This window comes from Enterobacter cloacae complex sp. 385G4 (assembly GCF_057320665.1).
Genome location: NZ_JBXWDD010000004.1, coordinates 144360 through 162816, shown reverse-complemented (window position 1 = coordinate 162816; position 18457 = coordinate 144360). Strand labels below are relative to the sequence as shown.

The 18457-nt window shown below is 57.2% G+C and carries 18 protein-coding genes and 2 pseudogenes; 7 read left to right on the top strand and 13 right to left on the bottom strand.

Going from position 1 to position 18457, the window contains the following annotated elements:
- Positions 1-35 precede the first annotated feature (35 nt).
- A complete protein-coding gene (lsrK, locus tag AC2FAJ_RS13625; protein WP_485454240.1) occupies positions 36-1616 on the bottom strand; it encodes an autoinducer-2 kinase in 1581 nt (526 codons plus the stop codon).
- Between the two features lie 34 nt (positions 1617-1650).
- A complete protein-coding gene (gene lsrR / locus AC2FAJ_RS13620; protein WP_153657192.1) occupies positions 1651-2619 on the bottom strand; it encodes a transcriptional regulator LsrR in 969 nt (322 codons plus the stop codon).
- 215 nt (positions 2620-2834) lie between these two features.
- Between lsrR and lsrA the strand changes: the two genes are divergently transcribed.
- From lsrA to lsrG, 6 genes are read left to right on the top strand one after another with little or no spacing between them, the layout of a single operon-like run.
- On the top strand, positions 2835-4322 hold the full coding sequence (lsrA, locus tag AC2FAJ_RS13615) for an autoinducer 2 ABC transporter ATP-binding protein LsrA (RefSeq protein WP_045631607.1): 1488 nt from the start codon (positions 2835-2837) through the stop codon (positions 4320-4322).
- Positions 4319-5350 carry an autoinducer 2 ABC transporter permease LsrC gene (gene lsrC, locus AC2FAJ_RS13610; protein ID WP_045631606.1) on the top strand — a complete coding sequence of 344 codons (1032 nt, stop codon included), beginning with the start codon at positions 4319-4321 and terminating at the stop codon, positions 5348-5350. The genes lsrA and lsrC overlap by 4 nt, the downstream gene beginning before the upstream one ends.
- On the top strand, positions 5351-6328 hold the full coding sequence (gene lsrD, locus AC2FAJ_RS13605; protein ID WP_485454239.1) for an autoinducer 2 ABC transporter permease LsrD: 978 nt from the start codon (positions 5351-5353) through the stop codon (positions 6326-6328).
- A gap of 1 nt (position 6329) precedes the next feature.
- Positions 6330-7331 carry an autoinducer 2 ABC transporter substrate-binding protein LsrB gene (gene lsrB / locus AC2FAJ_RS13600; protein ID WP_252008663.1) on the top strand — a complete coding sequence of 334 codons (1002 nt, stop codon included), beginning with the start codon at positions 6330-6332 and terminating at the stop codon, positions 7329-7331.
- Between the two features lie 11 nt (positions 7332-7342).
- The gene (lsrF, locus tag AC2FAJ_RS13595; protein ID WP_048957229.1) at positions 7343-8230 is read left to right on the top strand and encodes a 3-hydroxy-5-phosphonooxypentane-2,4-dione thiolase; all 888 of its coding nucleotides are present in this window, start codon (positions 7343-7345) and stop codon (positions 8228-8230) included.
- Positions 8227-8520 carry a (4S)-4-hydroxy-5-phosphonooxypentane-2,3-dione isomerase gene (gene lsrG, locus AC2FAJ_RS13590; protein WP_003862606.1) on the top strand — a complete coding sequence of 98 codons (294 nt, stop codon included), beginning with the start codon at positions 8227-8229 and terminating at the stop codon, positions 8518-8520. Before lsrF ends, lsrG begins: the two co-directional genes overlap by 4 nt.
- Positions 8521-8542: 22 nt before the next feature.
- On the opposite strand, the pseudogene AC2FAJ_RS13585 reads toward lsrG, so the two are convergent.
- Positions 8543-9017 (bottom strand): annotated as a pseudogene (locus AC2FAJ_RS13585) (hypothetical protein).
- Positions 9018-9059: 42 nt separating this feature from the next.
- Between AC2FAJ_RS13585 and AC2FAJ_RS13580 the strand changes: the two are divergent.
- Complete coding sequence (locus AC2FAJ_RS13580; protein WP_319879509.1) at positions 9060-9662, top strand: helix-turn-helix domain-containing protein; 603 nt, start codon at positions 9060-9062, stop codon at positions 9660-9662.
- 40 nt (positions 9663-9702) lie between these two features.
- Here the strand turns inward: AC2FAJ_RS13580 and AC2FAJ_RS13575 are convergent, their stop codons facing one another.
- The 10 genes and pseudogenes from AC2FAJ_RS13575 to AC2FAJ_RS13530 form a co-directional block, all read right to left on the bottom strand.
- A complete protein-coding gene (locus AC2FAJ_RS13575; protein WP_041907996.1) occupies positions 9703-10674 on the bottom strand; it encodes a WaaS/CpsH family glycosyltransferase in 972 nt (323 codons plus the stop codon).
- Between the two features lie 94 nt (positions 10675-10768).
- Positions 10769-10957, bottom strand: a pseudogene (locus tag AC2FAJ_RS13570) (putrescine aminotransferase); the annotation flags it as partial.
- 10 nt (positions 10958-10967) lie between these two features.
- The gene (locus AC2FAJ_RS13565; RefSeq protein ID WP_485454238.1) at positions 10968-11666 is read right to left on the bottom strand and encodes a fimbria/pilus periplasmic chaperone; all 699 of its coding nucleotides are present in this window, start codon (positions 11664-11666) and stop codon (positions 10968-10970) included.
- 7 nt (positions 11667-11673) lie between these two features.
- Positions 11674-12204 (bottom strand): fimbrial protein, encoded by a 531-nt coding sequence (locus AC2FAJ_RS13560; RefSeq protein ID WP_239511923.1) that lies wholly within the window; start codon positions 12202-12204, stop codon positions 11674-11676.
- Positions 12205-12212: 8 nt separating this feature from the next.
- On the bottom strand, positions 12213-12752 hold the full coding sequence (locus AC2FAJ_RS13555; protein ID WP_319879554.1) for a fimbrial protein: 540 nt from the start codon (positions 12750-12752) through the stop codon (positions 12213-12215).
- Between the two features lie 9 nt (positions 12753-12761).
- Positions 12762-13769 (bottom strand): fimbrial protein, encoded by a 1008-nt coding sequence (locus AC2FAJ_RS13550; protein WP_041908003.1) that lies wholly within the window; start codon positions 13767-13769, stop codon positions 12762-12764.
- Positions 13770-16397, bottom strand: a complete 2628-nt coding sequence (locus tag AC2FAJ_RS13545; protein WP_319879517.1) for a fimbrial biogenesis usher protein — start codon at positions 16395-16397, stop codon at positions 13770-13772.
- Positions 16398-16474: 77 nt separating this feature from the next.
- Positions 16475-17137: a fimbria/pilus periplasmic chaperone gene (locus AC2FAJ_RS13540; protein WP_181013178.1), complete on the bottom strand. Its 663-nt coding sequence runs from the start codon at positions 17135-17137 to the stop codon at positions 16475-16477.
- A gap of 80 nt (positions 17138-17217) precedes the next feature.
- On the bottom strand, positions 17218-17754 hold the full coding sequence (locus tag AC2FAJ_RS13535) for a fimbrial protein (RefSeq protein WP_319879519.1): 537 nt from the start codon (positions 17752-17754) through the stop codon (positions 17218-17220).
- Between the two features lie 64 nt (positions 17755-17818).
- Positions 17819-18361, bottom strand: coding sequence for a fimbrial protein BcfA (locus AC2FAJ_RS13530; protein ID WP_041908007.1), 543 nt, complete (start codon positions 18359-18361; stop codon positions 17819-17821).
- Between the last annotated feature and the right edge of the window lie 96 nt (positions 18362-18457).

Below are 18457 nucleotides of genomic sequence, written 5' to 3'. Positions count from 1 at the left end.
CCAGGACGGATAAGCGAAGCGCCATCCGGCGTTATTTACGGCGTCGCTGCCCGCGCTAACCCCGGCGCCTGCCACATCGACGTGGTCAGCCCGCTGTCCACCAGCCCGAGCTGATCCGCGTACACCGCCTGCCACTTCTCCATCATGCCGTCGTACAGCTCCCGGTGCTGCGGGTTTGGCGTAAACTCGCGGCTCCACTTCACCAGCCGCTCGCCCGTCGAGGCCATATCCGCAAACAGCCCCGCGCCCGTTCCGGCGGCAATGGCGCAGCCGAGCGCCGTTGCCTCTTTGACTTCCGGCACGCGCACCGGCAGGCCGGTGACGTCGCTTAAAATCTGGCTCCACAGGGCGCCCTTTGCGCCGCCGCCCGCAAACACCAGGCTATCAAACGTCACGCCGGAGAAGCGCGAAATCTGCGTCAGGTTACAGGCCGAGACGATTGCCGCGTTCTCCTCCAGGGCGCGGAACAGCGTCGCTTTGTTGCACTTTTCCGGGTCGATGGAGAGGTTAATAAACGACGGCGCGGCGTGGTACCACTGCTTGAAATGCATCGCGTCGGAGAAGATTGGCATTACGCCGTGGGAGCCAGCGGGTACGCGGCCCGCCATCTCTTCCAGCAGGGAATAGGTGTCCATCCCCATCCGCTCGGCAATCAGCTTCTCTTCGGCACAAAAGGCGTCGCGGAACCAGCGCATGGTCAGCCCGGTAAAGAAGCTGATCGACTCCGCCTGTGCCATGCCGGGGATAACGTGCGGGTTCACGCGGATGTTCATCTCAGGGTCGGTGCGCACCTGCGGCAGGTTAACCACCTGCTGCCAGAAGGTGCCGCCCAGCACCGCCGTTTGTCCGGCGCGAACCACGCCCAGCCCCAGACAGCCCAGCTGCACGTCGCCGCCGCCCATCACTACCGGCGTGCCTTCGCGCAGGCCGCTCTGCTGCGCGGCTTCATGGGTAATGGCACCCAGCACGGTGCCGGTCTCTTTTACCGGTGAGAGAATATCGGCGCGCAGCCCGGCCATGTCGAGCAGCGCCGGACGCCAGTCGCGGGAGAAGAGATCCAGCATGCCCGTCGTGCCCGCGTTCGACGGGTCCACCGCCAGCTCACCGGAGAGCTTTGCCGCCAGCCAGTCGCTGATCATGGTGATGGTCGCGGCCTTGCGGTAGATGTCCGGACGGTGATGCGCCAGCCAGAGCAGGCGCGGCATGGCGCTAAGAGCAAGCGTCTGGCCGGAAACGTCATACACTTCGGATTCAAAACGGTAGTCGTGGATCTCTTTGAGTTCAGCCACCTCGCGGCTGGCGCGGGCGTCGACGTTGGCGCAGGCCCAGATGGCCTCGCCGCTGCGGTCGTACAGCACGATCCCTTCGCGCATCGAACAGCAGGCGACGGACTGAATATCCGCCGCGCTCAGGCGCGCGCGCTCCAGCGCCTGCTGAATGCACCGGCAGGCCAGCTGCCAGTTGGTGTCGAGATCGAACTCCATCGACCCCGGCACGTTCTCCACGCTCAGGTGCTTCCATTCGGCCTGGCCGACGGCAATCTGGTTGCCCTGCAAATCGAAAATCACGGCGCGAACGCTGCCTGTCCCTGCATCTAACGCTAAAAGGTAACTCATGAGCTTGCCTCATTGTTAGCGCAGGGCATGCCCTTTACGTCAGGGCCAGCACCGCGCGGGCTGTCGTCTCTTCCGTCACCAGGCCATTGATACGGCGACCCTTCAGTGCGGCATAAATCGCATCGGCTTTCTCTTCCCCGCCGGCCACGCCAACGATGGTGGGCAGCTGCGCCAGCTCATCAAGCGAGACGCCGAGTAATTCTTTGTGGATCTCCAGCTCCTCGACGCACTCCCCATCGGCATTGAGGAAATAGCCGAGAATGTCGCCGACCGCGCCTTTGCGGGCATACATCAGCTGTTCACCTTCGCTGATGTAGCCGGAGCGCAGGATCGTGGCGTTACGGCGCTGGTTTACTGAACCAATACCGACCACCGCCACGTCAGCGGCGGTGGCGGCGAGGATCACGTCCCGCACGCTGGTTTCGCGTTTTAAGATCCCGGCCACTTCGGCGGAAGACACGCGAAGCGGGGCGGGGATCATGCTGACGCTGCAGGCCGCGTCCAGCTGTCCGATACCGGTCATATATGGCCCGACGCCGCCGGAGAGCGTCACCAGGCGGATCTGCTGTGAGCTGATAAAGCCGCTCAGGTGCTGCAGGCTGCTCATGGTGGTTTCACCAAACCCCACCGCCAGCAGCTGGCCGGGCTCCAACACGCCCATCAGCGACTGCGCCGCGCCAATGCCGAGCCGCACGTTCATCGGCGGGGTATTCAGAGCGGGCATTACGCGCACCAGCTTCAGGCCAAAGCGCTGCTGTAGCTCGGTCTCCAGCGCCAGACAGCCCTCGTAGCGGGAGTTGATCTGCACGCGGATAACCCCGGACTGGCGGCCCTTCTCCAGCAGGCGGGAAATCTTCAAACGCGGTAGCCCGAGCCGTTCACCGATGTCGTTCTGGGTCAGCCCGTCGTGGTAGTAGCACCAGGCGACGCGCGCCACCAGCTCCTCTTCCGCCAGTGCCAGCCCGGCAAACCGTCCTTCTTCCGCAGTGCGTTTATCGCTCATAATTGAACTCTTATAAAAATTTAGATCATATGTTCGTAATGGCGCGGCGTGAAAATGTGAGCCACGCGACAAAACGGATCATTTAGATCGTTTCTGGTTAATCTGAATCTCAATCGATAAAACTGTGATCCCTGCACGGTTGTAAATATAGTTCACCGTCTACGCTTTTGAACATTATTAAATCTAAAAATCATTTGTTCAATAGCGGAGCGATGATGACACCACTTCTCAACGCGCGAAATATCAGCAAGCAGTTCTCAGGCGTGCCGGTCTTAAAAGGCATTGATTTCACGCTGCTTGCGGGGCAGGTGCATGCACTGATGGGCGGTAACGGCGCGGGAAAATCGACGCTAATGAAGATCATCGCTGGGGTGGAAACGCCGGATAGCGGTGAACTTTCGGTCGCGGGCGAGTCTTTTGCACGGCTTACCCCGGCGCAGGCGCACCGGTTAGGCATTTATCTGGTGCCGCAGGAGCCTCTGCTTTTCCCCAATCTGACCGTGAGGGAAAACATCCTGTTCCGCCTGCCGCGCGAGCGCGATCGGGAAAAACGCCTGGCGGAGAAACTTCAGCAGCTGCAGTGCCAGCTTAATCTTGACGCAACGGCCAGCACCCTGGAAGTGGCGGACCAGCAGATGGTGGAGATCCTGCGCGGGCTGATGCGCAACGCCAGAATTCTGATCCTCGACGAGCCCACGGCCTCGCTGACGCCCGGCGAAACCGAACGGCTGTTTCGCCAGATCCGCGCCTTACAGACGTTCGGCGTCGGGATTGTCTTTATCTCGCATAAGCTGCCGGAAATCCGCACGCTGTCGAGCCACGTTTCGGTGATGCGCGACGGCGCGGTGGTGCTCAGCGGCGAAACCGCCCAGTTTGACGACAGCGCCCTGATCGCCGCCATGACGCCGGTCAGCCGCGAGAAAGGCTTAAGCGATGCGCAAAAGCTGTGGCTGGCGCTGCCGGGCAATCGCCGCACCCAGCCGCAGGATTTTCCGGTGCTGCGCGTGGAAGATCTCACCGGAGAGGGCTTTATCGATCTCAGCCTTGAGATTTACGCCGGGGAGATCGTTGGCCTTGCCGGACTGGTCGGATCCGGGCGCACCGAGTTTGCCGAAACGCTCTACGGCCTGCGTCCCGTACGCGGCGGGCGGGTGTGGCTGGAGAGCCGGGAGATCACCTCCGATCCGGTTGGTTCACGTCTGGAAAAAGGGCTGGTTTATCTGCCGGAAGACAGGCAGGTGTCCGGCCTGTTTCTCGACGCGCCTGTCCGCTGGAACACGGTGGCGCTGAACGAGCCGTCGCTCTGGCAGCAGCGAAAGCGGGAGTCTGCGGTGGTGGAGCGCTATCACCGGGCGCTGGGGATCAAGCTCAACCATGCAGATCAAACCGTGCGCACGCTCTCCGGCGGCAACCAGCAGAAGGTGCTGCTGGCACGCTGTCTGGAGGCCAATCCTTTATTGTTGATCGTCGATGAACCGACGCGCGGCGTGGACGTGTCGGCGCGCGCCGATATCTACCAGCTCATCAAAAGCGTGGCGGCGCAGAATGTTGCGGTGCTGATGATCTCAAGCGATCTCGATGAATTTCCCGGCCTCGCGGATCGCGTGCTGGTGATGCATCAGGGCGTACTCAGCGGCGAGCTGCCGCGCCACGCCGTCAGTCTCGATCGGATGATGGCGCTGGCGTTTGGAGGACAATCATGAAGATCTTAGTCAAAAACCGCGAGCTGAGCGCGTTTCTTGCCATTCTGGCGCTGTTCGCCGTGCTGGTGGCGCTGAATCCGTCCTACTTCAGCCTGCAAACGCTGGGGATGATCTTCGCCAGCGCGCAGATCCTGATCCTGCTGGCCATCGGCGCGGCGCTGGTGATGCTGACCCGCAATATCGACGTCTCCGTGGGCTCGACCGTCGGGCTGTCCGCGATTGCCGTCGGCGTGGCGCTCAACGGTGGCTATAGCCTGCCGGTATCGATACTTTTTGCGCTGTCGATTGGCGCGCTGGCGGGGGCGTTCAACGGCGTGCTGGTGGTGGGGCTGCGCATCCCTGCGATTGTCGCCACCCTCGGCACGCTGGGGCTTTACCGCGGGGCGATGCTGCTCTGGACCGGCGGAAAGTGGATTGAGGGGCTGCCGCCGGGACTGAAATCTCTCTCCGAGCCTGCCGCCGTCGGCATTTCGCCGCTCGGCGTGGGAGTGTTGATTCTCGTGGTCGTTGGCGCGTGGGGGCTATCGCGCACCGCGTTCGGGCGTGATTTTTACGCGGTGGGGGATAACCTCGCCGCCGCGCGCCAGCTGGGCGTGGCGGTGAACCGCACGCGCATGATCGCCTTCACCCTCAACGGCATGCTGGCAGCCTGCGCCGGGATTGTTTTTGCCGCGCAGATCGGCTTTGTGCCCAACCAGACCGGCAGCGGGCTGGAGATGAAGGCTATCGCCGCCTGCGTCCTCGGGGGGATCTCGCTTTTGGGGGGCACCGGCACGCTGATCGGTGCTCTGCTTGGGGCTTTTTTCCTCACCCAAATCGATACCGTGCTGGTGCTGTTCAGGCTCCCGGCATGGTGGAACGACTTTATCGCCGGACTGGTGCTGCTGGGCGTGCTGGTGCTCGACGGGCGGCTGCGTCAGGCGCTCTCACGGCATCAGCGGGCGCTGAAGTACGGTCGCTTCCAGCCGGGTAACAAAGGGGGAAAGCACGTTACCCCGTTTCCCAAACGCAAAAAAGAGGTGGCGTAAATGAGGCTTAACTGGGAAAGCGCGCTGCTCATTTTGCTGGTGCTGGAGATCCTGCTCTTCGGCGCCATTAACCCGCGCATGCTCGACGTTAATATGCTGCTGTTCAGCACCAGCGATTTTATCTGCATCGGCATTGTGGCGCTGCCGCTGACGCTGGTGATTATCAGCGGCGGGATCGACATTTCGCTGGGCTCCACCATCGGCCTGTGCGCCATCGCGCTGGGGGTGATGATGCAGGCGGGGTGGCCCATGACGATCGCCGTTCCGCTGACGCTGCTGCTTGGCCTGCTGTGTGGGCTGGTGAATGCGGCGCTGATCCACTACACCGGCATTAGCCCTTTAGTCATTACCCTCGGCACGCTTTACCTCTACGGCGGCGGGGCGCTGCTGCTCTCCGGCATGGCGGGGGCGACGGGCTATGAGGGCATCGGCGGCTTCCCGGACAGCTTTACCGCCTTTGCTAACCTCACGGTGCTGGGGCTGCCGATCCCGCTGGTGTTGTTCGCGGTGATTACCGCTTTCTTCTGGCTGATGACCCACCGCGGGCGCTTTGGCCGTCATCTGTTTTTGATTGGGCAGAACCCGCGCGCGGCGCGCTATGCGGCGCTGTCGGTCAACGGCATGCCGTATGCGCTGTACGGCCTGGTGGGCGTGGCCTCGGCGATTGCCGCGCTGGTGATGGTCTCCTATTTCGGCTCTGCGCGTTCGGATCTGGGGCGCGATTTGCTGATGCCCGCGCTCACCGCCGCCGTACTCGGCGGGGCAAATATTTACGGCGGTTCAGGGTCGGTGCTGGGTACGGCGCTGGCGGCGCTGCTGGTGGGGTATCTCCAGCAGGGATTACAGATGGTCGGCATCCCCAACCAGGTGTCGAGCGCGCTGTCGGGGGCGCTGCTGGTTGCGGTGGTGATGGGACGTTCGCTGAGTCTGCACCGTGAATGGGTGCGGTCTCTCTTTAGAAAACACTCCGGAGCGTAAGATGAAAACAAAACTGATAGTCCTGGCAATGGCCCTCAGCTTCGCCTCGGCGCAGGCGGCGGACCGCATTGCCTTTATCCCCAAGCTGGTGGGCGTGGGCTTCTTCACCAGCGGCGGCAACGGCGCGAAAGAGGCGGGGAAAGATCTCGGCGTGGACGTCACCTACGACGGTCCGACCGAGCCGAGCGTTTCCGGCCAGGTGCAGCTCATCAACAACTTCGTCAACCAGGGCTATAACGCCATTATCGTCTCCGCCGTGTCGCCGGACGGTCTCTGCCCGGCGCTGAAGCGCGCGATGCAGCGCGGCGTGAAGGTCCTGACCTGGGATTCCGACACCAAACCGGAGTGCCGCAGCATCTACATTAACCAGGGAACGCCGGAACAGCTGGGCGGCCTGCTGGTGGAGATGGCGGGCAAACAGGTCACCAAGCCGAATGCCAAAGTGGCGTTCTTCTACTCCAGCCCCACCGTCACCGACCAGAACCAGTGGGTGAAAGAGGCGAAGGCCAAAATCGAGAAAGATCACCCCCAGTGGCAGGTCGTGACCACCCAGTTTGGCTATAACGACGCCACCAAATCCCTGCAAACCGCCGAGGGGATCTTAAAAGCGTATCCGGATCTGGACGCGATCATCGCGCCGGACGCCAACGCCCTGCCGGCGGCGGCGCAGGCGGCGGAAAACCTGAAGCGGGAAGGGGTGGCGATAGTCGGCTTCAGCACGCCGAACGTCATGCGTCCGTACGTTGAGCGCGGGACGGTGAAAGCCTTCGGCCTGTGGGATGTCGTACAACAGGGCAAAATTGCGGTCAATGTCGCCGATCGTCTGCTGAAAAAAGGCGATCTTAACCCTGGCGACAGCGTGGACGTAAAAGGTATCGGTGCGCTGAAGGTGGAGCCGAACAGCGTGCAGGGCTATCAGTATGAGGCGAAGGGCAACGGCATCGTGCTGCTGCCGGAGCGGGTGGTGTTCACCAAAGAGAACATCAGCAAATACGATTTCTGACGGGGGAGCAAATGGCTGATTTAGACGACATCAAAGACGGCAAGGATTTTGGCATCGGCACGCCGCAGCAGAATGTGCCGTTCACGCTGAAGGGCTGCGGCTCGCTGGACTGGGGCATGCAGTCCCGCCTGGCGCGCATCTTTAACCCGCAGAGCAACCGCACGGTGATGCTGGCCTTTGACCACGGCTACTTTCAGGGGCCGACCACCGGCCTTGAGCGTATCGATCTCTCCATTGCGCCGCTGTTCGGTGAAACAGACGTGCTGATGTGTACCCGCGGCATTCTGCGAAGCCAGGTGCCCGCCGCGACAAACAAACCGGTGGTGCTGCGCGCCTCCGGCGGTAACTCCATTCTGGGCGAGCTGTCGAACGAGTGCGTGGCGGTGGCGATGGAAGATGCCCTGCGCCTGAACGTCTGCGCGGTGGCGGCGCAGGTGTACATCGGAAGCGAGTTTGAGCATCAATCTATCAACAACATCATCAAGCTTGTCGATGCAGGGGCGCGCTACGGCATGCCAACGCTGGCGGTAACGGGCGTCGGCAAGGAGATGGCGCGTGACGCGCGCTACTTCTCGCTCGCCAGCCGCATCGCCGCCGAGATGGGGGCGCAGTTCGTCAAAACCTACTACGTGGACGAGGGCTTTGAAAAAGTGACCGCCAGCTGCCCGGTGCCGATCGTCATCGCCGGGGGCAAAAAGCTGCCGGAGCTCGAGGCGCTGGAGATGTGCTGGCGGGCGATTGATCAGGGGGCGTCCGGCGTGGACATGGGACGCAATATCTTCCAGTCCAGCGCGCCGCTCGCCATGCTGAAAGCGGTGAAAAAAGTGGTTCACGAGAACGTGAGCGCCCGGGAGGCGTTCCAGTTCTGGCAGGACGAGAAACAGGGAGAAGCAAAATGAACGTGACGCTGGTTGAAATTAACATCAAGCCCGAGCGGGTGGACGAGTTTCTTGAGGTGTTTCGCGCCAACCACGAGGGGGCCATCAAGGAGCCGGGAAACCTGCGCTTTGACGTATTGCAGGACCCGCGGGTGAAAACCCGCTTCTTTATCTACGAGGCCTATAAAGACGAAGAGGCGGTGCTGGCGCATAAGCAAACGCCGCACTATCTGGCGTGCGTGGATAAGCTCGAGGAGCTGATGTCGGAGCCGCGCAAAAAACGCAGCTTTGTGGGATTGTTGCCCGAGTAGCGGCTTTGCCCGGTGGCGCTGTTCAGGCCAGCTCAAGCAGCTTCACCTGCACCGTTGCCCCCGGCATCAACTGCTGCAAATTGTTGACCAGCTCTTGCCCTGCCTCTTCCAGTGCCGCAAGCGGCATCGACGGCAGGCTTTCAAGGATAAACCACATCGATTGCGCCTGGCTGTCCAGGCGGGTCCGTATCCCCTGTCGCCAGTTCCAGCGGCGGCAGCGAACAGTCTTTCAGTACCCGCTTGCGCAGGGCTGTGGCGGAACAGGCCGTGCGTTTCGGTTTCGCGCCGAAGGCTTTAAACACCTCATCCCAGCCTGAAAGGTGCGCATCAGCCCACGGCACATCATCATTCAACATCTGCTGGCAGGCCTGCGCCAGCGCGGCGGGCGCAACCTCCGGGTAGGTAATCGGCGCAGCTTCAACCAGAATGCTCAGCGCCCGAAAGCCAGGGGCAATCCCGGCAAGACGCGAATCTATTGACGGCGTAACGAAAGACATAAATAATCCTGTATTGACTGTTTTATACCATGGTAGTGACCAATGACAGATAAAGTCAATATAATGACTGATTTGGGTTCCGATGTTGCCCATGTAAGCCTGGCCGTGGCGAACCGAATCCGCAACTGGCGGAAAGAGAAAAAGCTGTCGCTCGACGAGCTATCCCGTCGCGCCAGCGTCAGCAAAGGCATGCTGGTGGAGATCGAGAAAGGGGCCGCCAACCCCAGCATCGCCATTTTGTGCAAGCTGGCCGCCGCGCTTGGCATCTCCGTGGCGGATATCGTTAACGTCTCCAGCGAGCCGCTGGTGCACATTATCGAAGAAGCGGCGATCCCGGTTCTGTGGCAGGGCGCACAGGGTGGTTACGCCAGGCTTCTGGCGGGCACTGCGGGCCCGGACATGATTGAGCTGTGGAAGTGGGAGATGCATCCGGGGGAGTATTTCACTTCGACAGGGCATCCGGCGGGAACCTTTGAGCTGCTGCACGTGAACGAAGGCGTCTTGACGCTGACGGTGGACGAGACGGTGACGCAGGTGAATGCTGGCGCGTCGGCGGTGGCGAAAACCGAAGCGGCGCACGGCTATGCGAACGAAGGGGAGAGCGTGCTTCGCTTCACTATGACTGTGGCGGAGTTTCACCGTTAAAAAACAGCCCGGTGGCGCTACGCTACCGGGCGAACGTCTTTCAGGAATGATGATTCTGCAACGTAGCGAGCAGACTGTCTGCACTGTATTGTCTGAGGAGTTTTTCATCTCTGGCAGGCAGCTCGCTTTGAAGAAATGCGTCCAGACCCTCGGTATTGGCACCGTTATAAATAAAAATACGGGCAGGATCGTACAGTGCCATCGTTTTAATCGACGCATTGGTGGTGATCAGCTTCTTATTCAGAACCAGCGCTTCCAGTGCGCGGAGTGTTAAACCATTTTGCTCAGGTTTGTTTATTTCCAGCATAATTGAGCAGTGTTTGGCTTTTTTAATATTGTCCAGATAGCTGAGTTTTTTATTCTGACAATTACCGGGGTAGTTATCCTGATTATTGTACTTATCCAGCAGATAAAAATCTGTCTCATAACCGCTATTTTCAAGTACCGGTGTCAGGGTACGAAGAACATCTGCCCGAATGGGTTCATAGCCACCGACAAAAAAACAGCTTTTATTTTCAGCTGCGCTCTCTTTTTGAAATTGCTGGATTTCTTGCCAGCTAAATGGCAAAAACTGCTCTATAGCACGCAAGTTATAGCGTTCGCAATCAGCAGGATCGAAGCTATAAATAGCATCAAATATGGGCCGAACGGTCTCGATGTAATCCGCATCCTGCGCCAGTTGCCCAAGAAGACGACGTTTGCGCGTCAGGGCATCAACGGAGTCGCGCAGAATCAACACTTTTTTACATGGCATGCTGGCGACATAATCCAGGAACGGAAAGACGCTGTAGCCATTACAAATCGCGATATCATCCCGCTTGATTGCCGATAATTTAACGGCACAGTGCGTGCGCTTATGCCATTTTTTTAACGCCTCGCCTGGCAGTAGGGCATTGATCGATTTGTAGCGTCGCATAATGCGATTAATTTGCTTTACGGGATGATCCTTAGCAAGCGAGTTAAGCATCATGATTTCGAAAGGATTGACCCATTCCAGGAAAAAATAGCGCATGGTCCCTCAGGAGAAGATAGCCGATATTGCAGGAATGATATCGTATTCTGCCAGACGGGTCATTAAACACCCCCTCCTGCGGAGGGGGGCGATATTACGCCTCTTCCACACTCACCCTGAGCGCTGCTTCCAGTTCCTGCTCACACTGCTCAATCGTTAGTGTCAGTAGTGGCTCAATGCGGATGGTTTTCGAGTTGTTGAGCGTCCCGGACCCCAGCACCCGCTGGCGGAACATCACGCCCGCGAAGCTGTAGCCGATTTCGTTGTCGACAATCTCGATTGCACCGGGCTCATCAATGCAGCGTCTGAACCATCATGGGCAACACCCGCCCGGCGTCATTGAGGGTTTGCCAGCGTATCTCGCAGCGCGGTGCGCGACGGCACCATTCGGTTTTTCGTTGGCTGAAGGGAGCAACAACACCAGCGTTAACAACGGGCGTGCCGTTGATGACGGTCTGGAAAAGCGTCACGTAATACGGGGTAGGATTCGTCGCGATTAATCCCTCATCGGAGTAAGACCAGCGTATTTCCCGATAGGCGCGATCGGGGTTTCCTTTTAATCCCTCCGGGCGATAGAGCAGCTTAAACGCCGAACGTACCGCTATCTGCACATCCTGACTGCCCTCATGGGCTGACGGAATACTGGCGATGTTAAGCGTAAAGAGCGATTCGCGATCGGCTGGCAGGTCAGCCTCTGCCTGCAGCAGGCGGATAATATGTTCATGTCCGGGTTTTATGGCAAATAGCGGTGGTATAACCACCAGCGAACGGCCCGCAGACCCGGGCGCTTCTGCGCCGGGCCATTTTCCACCGGGAGTGATTCGGACAGTAACAAGGTAAGGTATGTCCGACTTGTTGCGCACCGGGACGGTGGTTGATTTATCTCTTTGCTGAATGATAAACCGGGTTCCACCAACAACTACGCCCGCATGTCCCTGCGCGTTGACCAGCAACACAATCATCAGTGAAATCGCGAATATTTTCGCCGACATGACAAATTTATGCATAAGTCAAAACAAAGGTTGCTGCCGCGTTTGCGGTACCTGGGGTGACGGTATCCGTGACGGCGAGATAGCGGGCAAAGAAAACGAGCGCGGCGGTCGTTTGATTTCCGGTAAGCACAAAGGGAAGGCTCTCTCCGCTCAGCGGCAGCGGGGATTTATCGGTGTTGAAAAGGCCGATTGCGACACCGCTGGCGCTATTTTGCGCCTCGGTAATCGCCAAAAGCGCGTTGTTTTGTCCGTCAGGTGTTCCTTCGAAACGGGTAGTAATGGTGTTAAGCCCCGCCCCGCACTGCTCGACGTCAATCGTGAACCGCTCATACGGTGTCTCATTTTTGGCCTTCTCAAGCTGGGTGGCATTAACCTGCGTCATGGTAACGACCAGATGTTCTGAGTCGGGGGAAATGACGCAGGTTTTGTTTTTTATCGTTCCCGTAATAAAAATCGTTCCGTCATGCGACTTTGCCTCGGCCAGCGGGAACAGTGCCAGAGATACGCTAAGTAAAGCTAATCTGATGAAGGGTTTCACGCGGTGCCTCACTGATACAGCAGATCGAAATACATCACCGCCGTGGCTTCGCCTGATGTGACGGTGGGCAAGGTGGATTTGTAGCGTAAAAAGAAGGACAACAGATTGTCCCCCGGCGCGAGCGGATAGTGGGCAGATTCGGTGTTGTTAATATCGATGGGCGTGAGAGCGCTATCCAGAAGCTCTACGCCCAGACCGGTCGCCATGGTTGAGAGGTGGCCTTTACCGGTATCTGAAAGCGCCAGCAGGGAGGGATTGTCCCGATCCGCCTGTCCGGTAAACCACACCTGAGTATCGGTAATCGCAGCGGTACAGCCTTTGAGACTAATATCGAATTTTTTCGGGGGAGTGGTGGAGCCCGGTACGGGAAAATCGCCTGCGGAAAACTCGCCCATGTCGACAGTCTGCTCCACGCTTTGCGTATCGACATTGCAGGATTCACCGACAATGGTACCGAAAACGTGAAGGTTATAACTGCCGTCAGCCATGACGAACGGGGTGAATAACAGGGCTGTCAGATACAGCCCTTTTTTCCAGGTAATATTCATCATTTATCCTCAGGCGAAATCAATGCGTAACAGTGCCAGAGCGGTGAAAACACCCAGCTCGGGAGAAAGACCCGTGGTGCTGATTGGATACGCTTGCAGCGTCACGTTGGCTTTTCCAGAGATATCCGTCTCGAAGGGCGCGTTACTTGAAAAGACGTTCGGCGTAAGGGGCGTGCCGTCCTCACGGGTGACGACGACCCCCACGTCCGGATTGTCCGTAGCCAGCGCCTGTGGATAACGACTGTCCGCCGTGCCCGTTAAGCGCAGCGTTAACTGCGCGGGAGATTCAACGTCCCCATTGCATTCGACCGGAACGTTAAAGGTTTTTGGACGGACATTATCGGGCATCTGCCCCGCCTGTCTGAAATCACCGTGGTAGAGTTTACCCAGATCCACCGTGACGGTTTGCCCGGCGTTGATGACGCAGTTTTGCGGAACGCTAATCACCCCGCTGTAGATGATTTTATAAACAACCGTATTAACCGGCTCATGATCCGTTGTGGTGATATAGACGTTAAACATGAGCCTTGAGGGGATCACGACGGTGCCGATAAAGGGTTTTACAATTTGCAGCCTGAACACAAGATGACTGTCGTTGACGGGGAATACCCCTCCCGTATCGACTTCGTCATGGCCGCCCATATGCACATATTCAACTGGCGGATAGAAATCGCCGATGGTGGCATCGTGAATTTTCATGGCCCCAATGATGTAATCCGGATCAAGCTGCAGATACTTCCATTCGCCTTCGGTTTTGATGACGGGATACGGGCTCAGGTAAGTACGATAGGTTCGTTTGTCCCAGTCCCCCGCCGGACATCTTGCACCGATATTAACATCCTGACTTTTCTCTAATTCTGTACCGCTACCGGGGCGATTCTGATCGGTCGTGAGTGTAGTGGTCAGGTCGTAGTTAACGATGGAAATGCTGCCATTGGCGTTAACGCAGGTTTTGGCGAGGCCATTACCGCTAAACGCCAGCCCCGCTACGCTGATTAACATTATCCATAGCTTCATTTATAAACACTCCATTTTCAGCCGTACCAGCGGCGCTTTGCTTTCCGGTAGTTGATATCTCGCCGTACACTGCCGGTTTGCACCTTCTCCCCATTGAATATTCAGCGTTCCTGTTGGGTTCAGGCCGGACAGATAGGTCTCACCCTCTTCACCGACAATCGTGTTGCTGCCGCCGTCGTCGCGGGTCACCATGGCGCCGAAAGGAACGGGTTTTCCACGATAGAGCAGGGTCATTAAGGCGCGCGTACCGGGGCGCGCTTTGAACGTCGCGCGCACAACAGCACCTCGTGTCGGCACAACGTGCGTCACCGCATCGTCAATATCCACATCGTCGGCCAGCGAGTTGGTATCCAGTGCCATGCGATTGAGGCGATAGGACGAGGCGTAGGGAACAACGGCATAACCACGCCAGTCCGTGTGGATGCCGGGTTCATTTTCAATCTTGACCTCTTTTGCTCCTGGCGCAGCAATGAGTACGTTGGTATCGCCCAGAGGCTGGCTCAGGGTGATGCCGTTGCGGTGCGCGATAACGCCGCCATTTAACCCGTAGTTGACCTGCTGATAGTCCCCGTTTTGGCTATAGTTATACCCGACGCTGGCATTACCGTATGCGCTGTCGTATTCCATGCTGCTCGCCCCCTGAGCGTGCGAGCCATGGCGGGTATAGCCTTGCTGCACGCTGTAGCTGAGGTTGTTGTCCTCCAGCAGCGTGCCGTTTATGCCTGCGTTCTGGGACGTGTCACCCTGTTTGTTTGTGCTCAGGCTATAGGTTGCATAGGCATAATTATGTTTTTGTCCCACTTCATTCTGTGGGGATAACCACTGGTTTAATGGCAGCGATATATTCAGCGCGTAGATTTCATCACTTCCCGACATGCCGGGGGCCTTATTGTAGTTATAGGAGAGGCTCCAGGAGACGTCTGCCCAGGTCCCGCTGTATCCAATCTGCAATAGCGTATTTTTCTCATCCGTGTGCCAGTAGCTTTGCTGGCTACCGGTAACATAAACAGAACCCGAACCAGGCAATTGCTGAGAGAGATTGAACTGCACCTTGCCGCGTTTGGTGTAGTAAAGGTTGTAGTAATCCATCCAGAGGGTTTGTGCGTTATCCTCTTCCTGAGCGTCGCCTTTATAGCCCCGCATTTGTCTGTAGGCGGTTTCATCCAGGGTGTAAAACCCGGAGGTGGAGTAGCGATAGCCCAGCAGCTGAAAGTTTGTGCCAATGGCGTTTAAGGATTTCGCGTACAGAAAACGAATGGACTGTCCGGAGTGACTGCTATCATCGGCGAGGCGGCTTTTTGCGTGCGTCACGTCAACAGAGAGGGCACCCGCCTCGCCCATGTTCAGCCCTGCGCCCAATGCGGCGGCAGTGTAGTTCCGGGTCAATTGCGATCCGCCGTACGCGGTAAGACCGTGAGGAAGCCCCCAGATCAGAGAGCCCTGAATAAACTCAACGTCATCCTGCTGGCTACCGCTGCTACGGTATTCAGCCGCCGTCAGGGCGTATTTTAGTCGTCCTTCGCGCTGAAGAATGGGCACGGCGGAATAGGGCACGGAGTAGCTATTGATGCTGCCGTCTGCCTCTTTGACTTCGACCATCAAGTCACCGCTGGATGAGGTGGGGAAAAGGTCGTTGATCGCGAATGCGCCGGGCGGCACGTAGCTTTGATAAATGACGTAGCCGTTCTGCCTGATGGTTACCTGGGCATGACTTTTCGCGATTCCGCGAATGGTTGGCGCAAAGCCCTTCATGCTGTCCGGCAGCATATTGTCATCAGAGGCAATTTGCGCACCGCGGAAGGGCAGGCTGTCAAAGACATCTGAGGGGGTATAGCTGTCTCCCAGCGTTAGCCTTCCCTGAAGGGGGACGACCGTACGCTCCGCATAGGTGCTGATATGCTGCCAGCTATCGCTTTTGCCCTGAGCGCTACTGGAATGGTTCCAGGAGACATTGTCACGCAAACGCCACGGGCCGATATTTAAACCGCTGTTAAGGCCGAGAAAAGCGTTGTTGCTGGTCCCATTATCGGTTCCGCGATCGCGACTGCGCGATCCGGAAAAATTATAATTAAGCAGGAGCGCGTTAATCCCCTCATCCCACTGGTCGGGAGGAATATAGCCTCGCGCATTGTTTCTCATGGCAACCTGGGGGATGCTGATATCCAGTCTGAGCTTTTCAAAATCAAACGTGGTGCTGGCATCTGGAATGGCACCCGCCACATCAATACAGTTATCTTTTTGAGCCGATGCCTGTAAAGAGAGAGCCTGTAGGTTGACCCCCATATTCTCAAGAGATTTCGCCGACAGGCAGGCGACAAGGCCAGTGTCATCCGTCGATTTTGCCGGGGCACTGTCTTCCACTTTCCGGGCATCGAAGGTAATATCGCGCGTAGCGATAAAGTGCTCATTCAGCCATATATCCACGCGGTAGACGCCGGGCGCCTGACCGTTAGTGGAAAAACGCGACAGATCGGCAACTGCTGAAGGATCGCCTGACAAGAAGGCGGGATTGAAAAAATACTCAGCGCGCGCTTCGGTAAGTGCGAGGAGTGCCGTAACGGCTACTGCCACTGGCGTCAGCGAGGTTAAATATGCTGTGTCTGGAGCCGGTGAATCGTTACGCTTCATCTACTTTTCCTGCTATCCATGGCAAGGCACTTTTTGTCTGCTTGCATAACGTGCAGACCGTGTTTTCCAGTCTGCTATCAAGAGCACGTTTGTGCGGGCGTATTAGCACCAAAATCGTTCACCGTCTGGAACCTGACGCGCCCGGCACCGCCGCCTGGAACAGGCAGGGTAAGGGTGTTGAAGGGGGCCACCATCGAATTTGGCAGTTGTGTATCACCGACGAAAAACTGCACAAGCGAAACGTAATAGGGGGACGGATTTTTAATGGACACCTGGCCGTTGGCTGTCTGGCAGGAGAGTGTTTTGGGCGCATCGGCGGAGAGAGACGCCAATTTTTTCGGACGGACAAACAGTTTTATTACGCTTTGCGTGGCAATCTGCAGCGTGTTCCCATTCAGCTTACTTTTATCAATAGAGGGGATTGCTTTGCTGTTCAGATAAAATACGCTTTCACGATCGGTGGGCAGGTCAGGTCCCGCATACATTATACGTAACGTATTTTCTTTTTTAGGGTGTATAACAAACAGCGGTGGGGTAATAATAAAATCAGAAGATTTTACACCATCAGCATTGGCCACCCAAGTCTGAATCAGGAATGTATTATTACTTGACGAGTTAATAACAGGTAGTGATGCCTGTTTATCACCCTGAGGATAAATGACACGAGTGGCTCCCAGGGCGATGCCGCCGGCATTTGCATCAGGTGTCATACCTGCTGTAAGCGTAAACGTTGCGGCCATGAATAAGCCAGCACGTAATTGATTAATCATGAATCCTTTCATTTTCTCTTTATTCTCTCAATGAGACGACTTTATGCATTTTATTGATAGATGACGTAAAACCAGATCTGCGCATCGGCATTTCCTGCCTGCACGTGAGGGGCTGTCGACCGATATTTCGCGATGAATCTCAGCACGTTCTCACCCCCTCGGAGGGGAGCTTTCCTGAGGGGCGTGGTACCCGGAATGAGCAGATGACCTGTCGCATCAAAAATACCTATCCCAATACCCTTCGCGGCCCCTGCACCCTTGCCGGCATGAAAGATCTGGGGATCTTTTAACGCCGTCTCTCCGTAAAACAGTACGCCGGCACGTTGGCTTACGCTGGCATCACACTCTTCAAGTTTGATTTGAAAAGGCGTCGGCATAGCCCAGTCCCCGGTCGAGATGAACTGGCTGCTACGTACCTGCCCCATGTGAACGACCAGATCCTGGCTGTCGGTGTTCACGGTACAGGCGGCATTAACGACCTGACCCATAAAGGTGACCTGCCCATCTTCACTCGCCAAAGCATGCCCTGAAGTACACGCTATCAGGCCCAGAGCGAGTAATACGTATTGAGTGGCATACTTCATCATTCGCTAAATTTCCATTGAACGCGTAACACCTCTCCGTCAGAGAGGTGTCACAGACGTTAGCGAATCAGGAGTAAACCATCTGGAATGTTGCCGTGGATGAGACGTTACCGGGTGTTGCGGCTCCCGTCGCGATGTAGTCCACGCTCAGAGGAATGATATTTTCGCCGTTGATGAGTTTTGTGGAGGAGGACGTCTCACCCAGCTTCAGCGTGTTGCCATCTGGGCCAAACAGTTGCAGAGCAACGTTGGTGGCGGCACCTGCGCCTGCGGTATTCGCCAGGGAGCCAACCTGAGCGGCATCCTGTTGGCCGTTAAAGATAACCGCAGCGTTTTGGCTGACGGTCGTGTCGCAATCTTCCAGCACGATGCTGAAATCTTCTTTTTGATTTGCCTGCATACCGGCAGCGGTCAGTTTGACAGTGCGAACCTGGCTCAAAATGACGGTCTGATCGACGGAATCAGCCGCAACGGAACACGCGGCGTTAACCACCTGACCGACGAAGTTCACCGTACCGCCGGAGACGGTTACGGTATCAGCCTGAGCGTTCATCGCCAGGCCGCCCAACAACGCTGTAGTCACAGCCATACCCAACAATTGCTTCTTCATAGAAATCCTTTTAAAACAAAATTAACGTTAATAATATCTGGAATACCAGAAGGGCCTTGCTATACATCCAAAAATATCAACAGTAAAATATTATAT

Excerpts from the sequence above, each read along its gene's own strand:
- lsrA (WP_045631607.1), top strand. The coding sequence starts at position 2,835 with ATGACACCACTTCTCAACGCGCGAAATATCAGCAAGCAGTTCTCAGGC.
- AC2FAJ_RS13550 (WP_041908003.1), bottom strand. The coding sequence starts at position 13,769 with ATGAAGCTATGGATAATGTTAATCAGCGTAGCGGGGCTGGCGTTTAGC.
- lsrF (WP_048957229.1), top strand. The coding sequence starts at position 7,343 with ATGGCTGATTTAGACGACATCAAAGACGGCAAGGATTTTGGCATCGGC.
- AC2FAJ_RS13580 (WP_319879509.1), top strand. The coding sequence starts at position 9,060 with ATGACAGATAAAGTCAATATAATGACTGATTTGGGTTCCGATGTTGCC.
- AC2FAJ_RS13575 (WP_041907996.1), bottom strand. The coding sequence starts at position 10,674 with ATGCGCTATTTTTTCCTGGAATGGGTCAATCCTTTCGAAATCATGATG.
- AC2FAJ_RS13565 (WP_485454238.1), bottom strand. The coding sequence starts at position 11,666 with ATGTCGGCGAAAATATTCGCGATTTCACTGATGATTGTGTTGCTGGTC.
- lsrR (WP_153657192.1), bottom strand. The coding sequence starts at position 2,619 with ATGAGCGATAAACGCACTGCGGAAGAAGGACGGTTTGCCGGGCTGGCA.
- AC2FAJ_RS13555 (WP_319879554.1), bottom strand. The coding sequence starts at position 12,752 with ATGAATATTACCTGGAAAAAAGGGCTGTATCTGACAGCCCTGTTATTC.
- lsrB (WP_252008663.1), top strand. The coding sequence starts at position 6,330 with ATGAAAACAAAACTGATAGTCCTGGCAATGGCCCTCAGCTTCGCCTCG.
- AC2FAJ_RS13530 (WP_041908007.1), bottom strand. The coding sequence starts at position 18,361 with ATGAAGAAGCAATTGTTGGGTATGGCTGTGACTACAGCGTTGTTGGGC.
- AC2FAJ_RS13545 (WP_319879517.1), bottom strand. The coding sequence starts at position 16,397 with ATGAAGCGTAACGATTCACCGGCTCCAGACACAGCATATTTAACCTCG.
- lsrK (WP_485454240.1), bottom strand. The coding sequence starts at position 1,616 with ATGAGTTACCTTTTAGCGTTAGATGCAGGGACAGGCAGCGTTCGCGCC.
- AC2FAJ_RS13535 (WP_319879519.1), bottom strand. The coding sequence starts at position 17,754 with ATGATGAAGTATGCCACTCAATACGTATTACTCGCTCTGGGCCTGATA.
- lsrC (WP_045631606.1), top strand. The coding sequence starts at position 4,319 with ATGAAGATCTTAGTCAAAAACCGCGAGCTGAGCGCGTTTCTTGCCATT.
- lsrG (WP_003862606.1), top strand. The coding sequence starts at position 8,227 with ATGAACGTGACGCTGGTTGAAATTAACATCAAGCCCGAGCGGGTGGAC.
- AC2FAJ_RS13540 (WP_181013178.1), bottom strand. The coding sequence starts at position 17,137 with ATGGCCGCAACGTTTACGCTTACAGCAGGTATGACACCTGATGCAAAT.
- lsrD (WP_485454239.1), top strand. The coding sequence starts at position 5,351 with ATGAGGCTTAACTGGGAAAGCGCGCTGCTCATTTTGCTGGTGCTGGAG.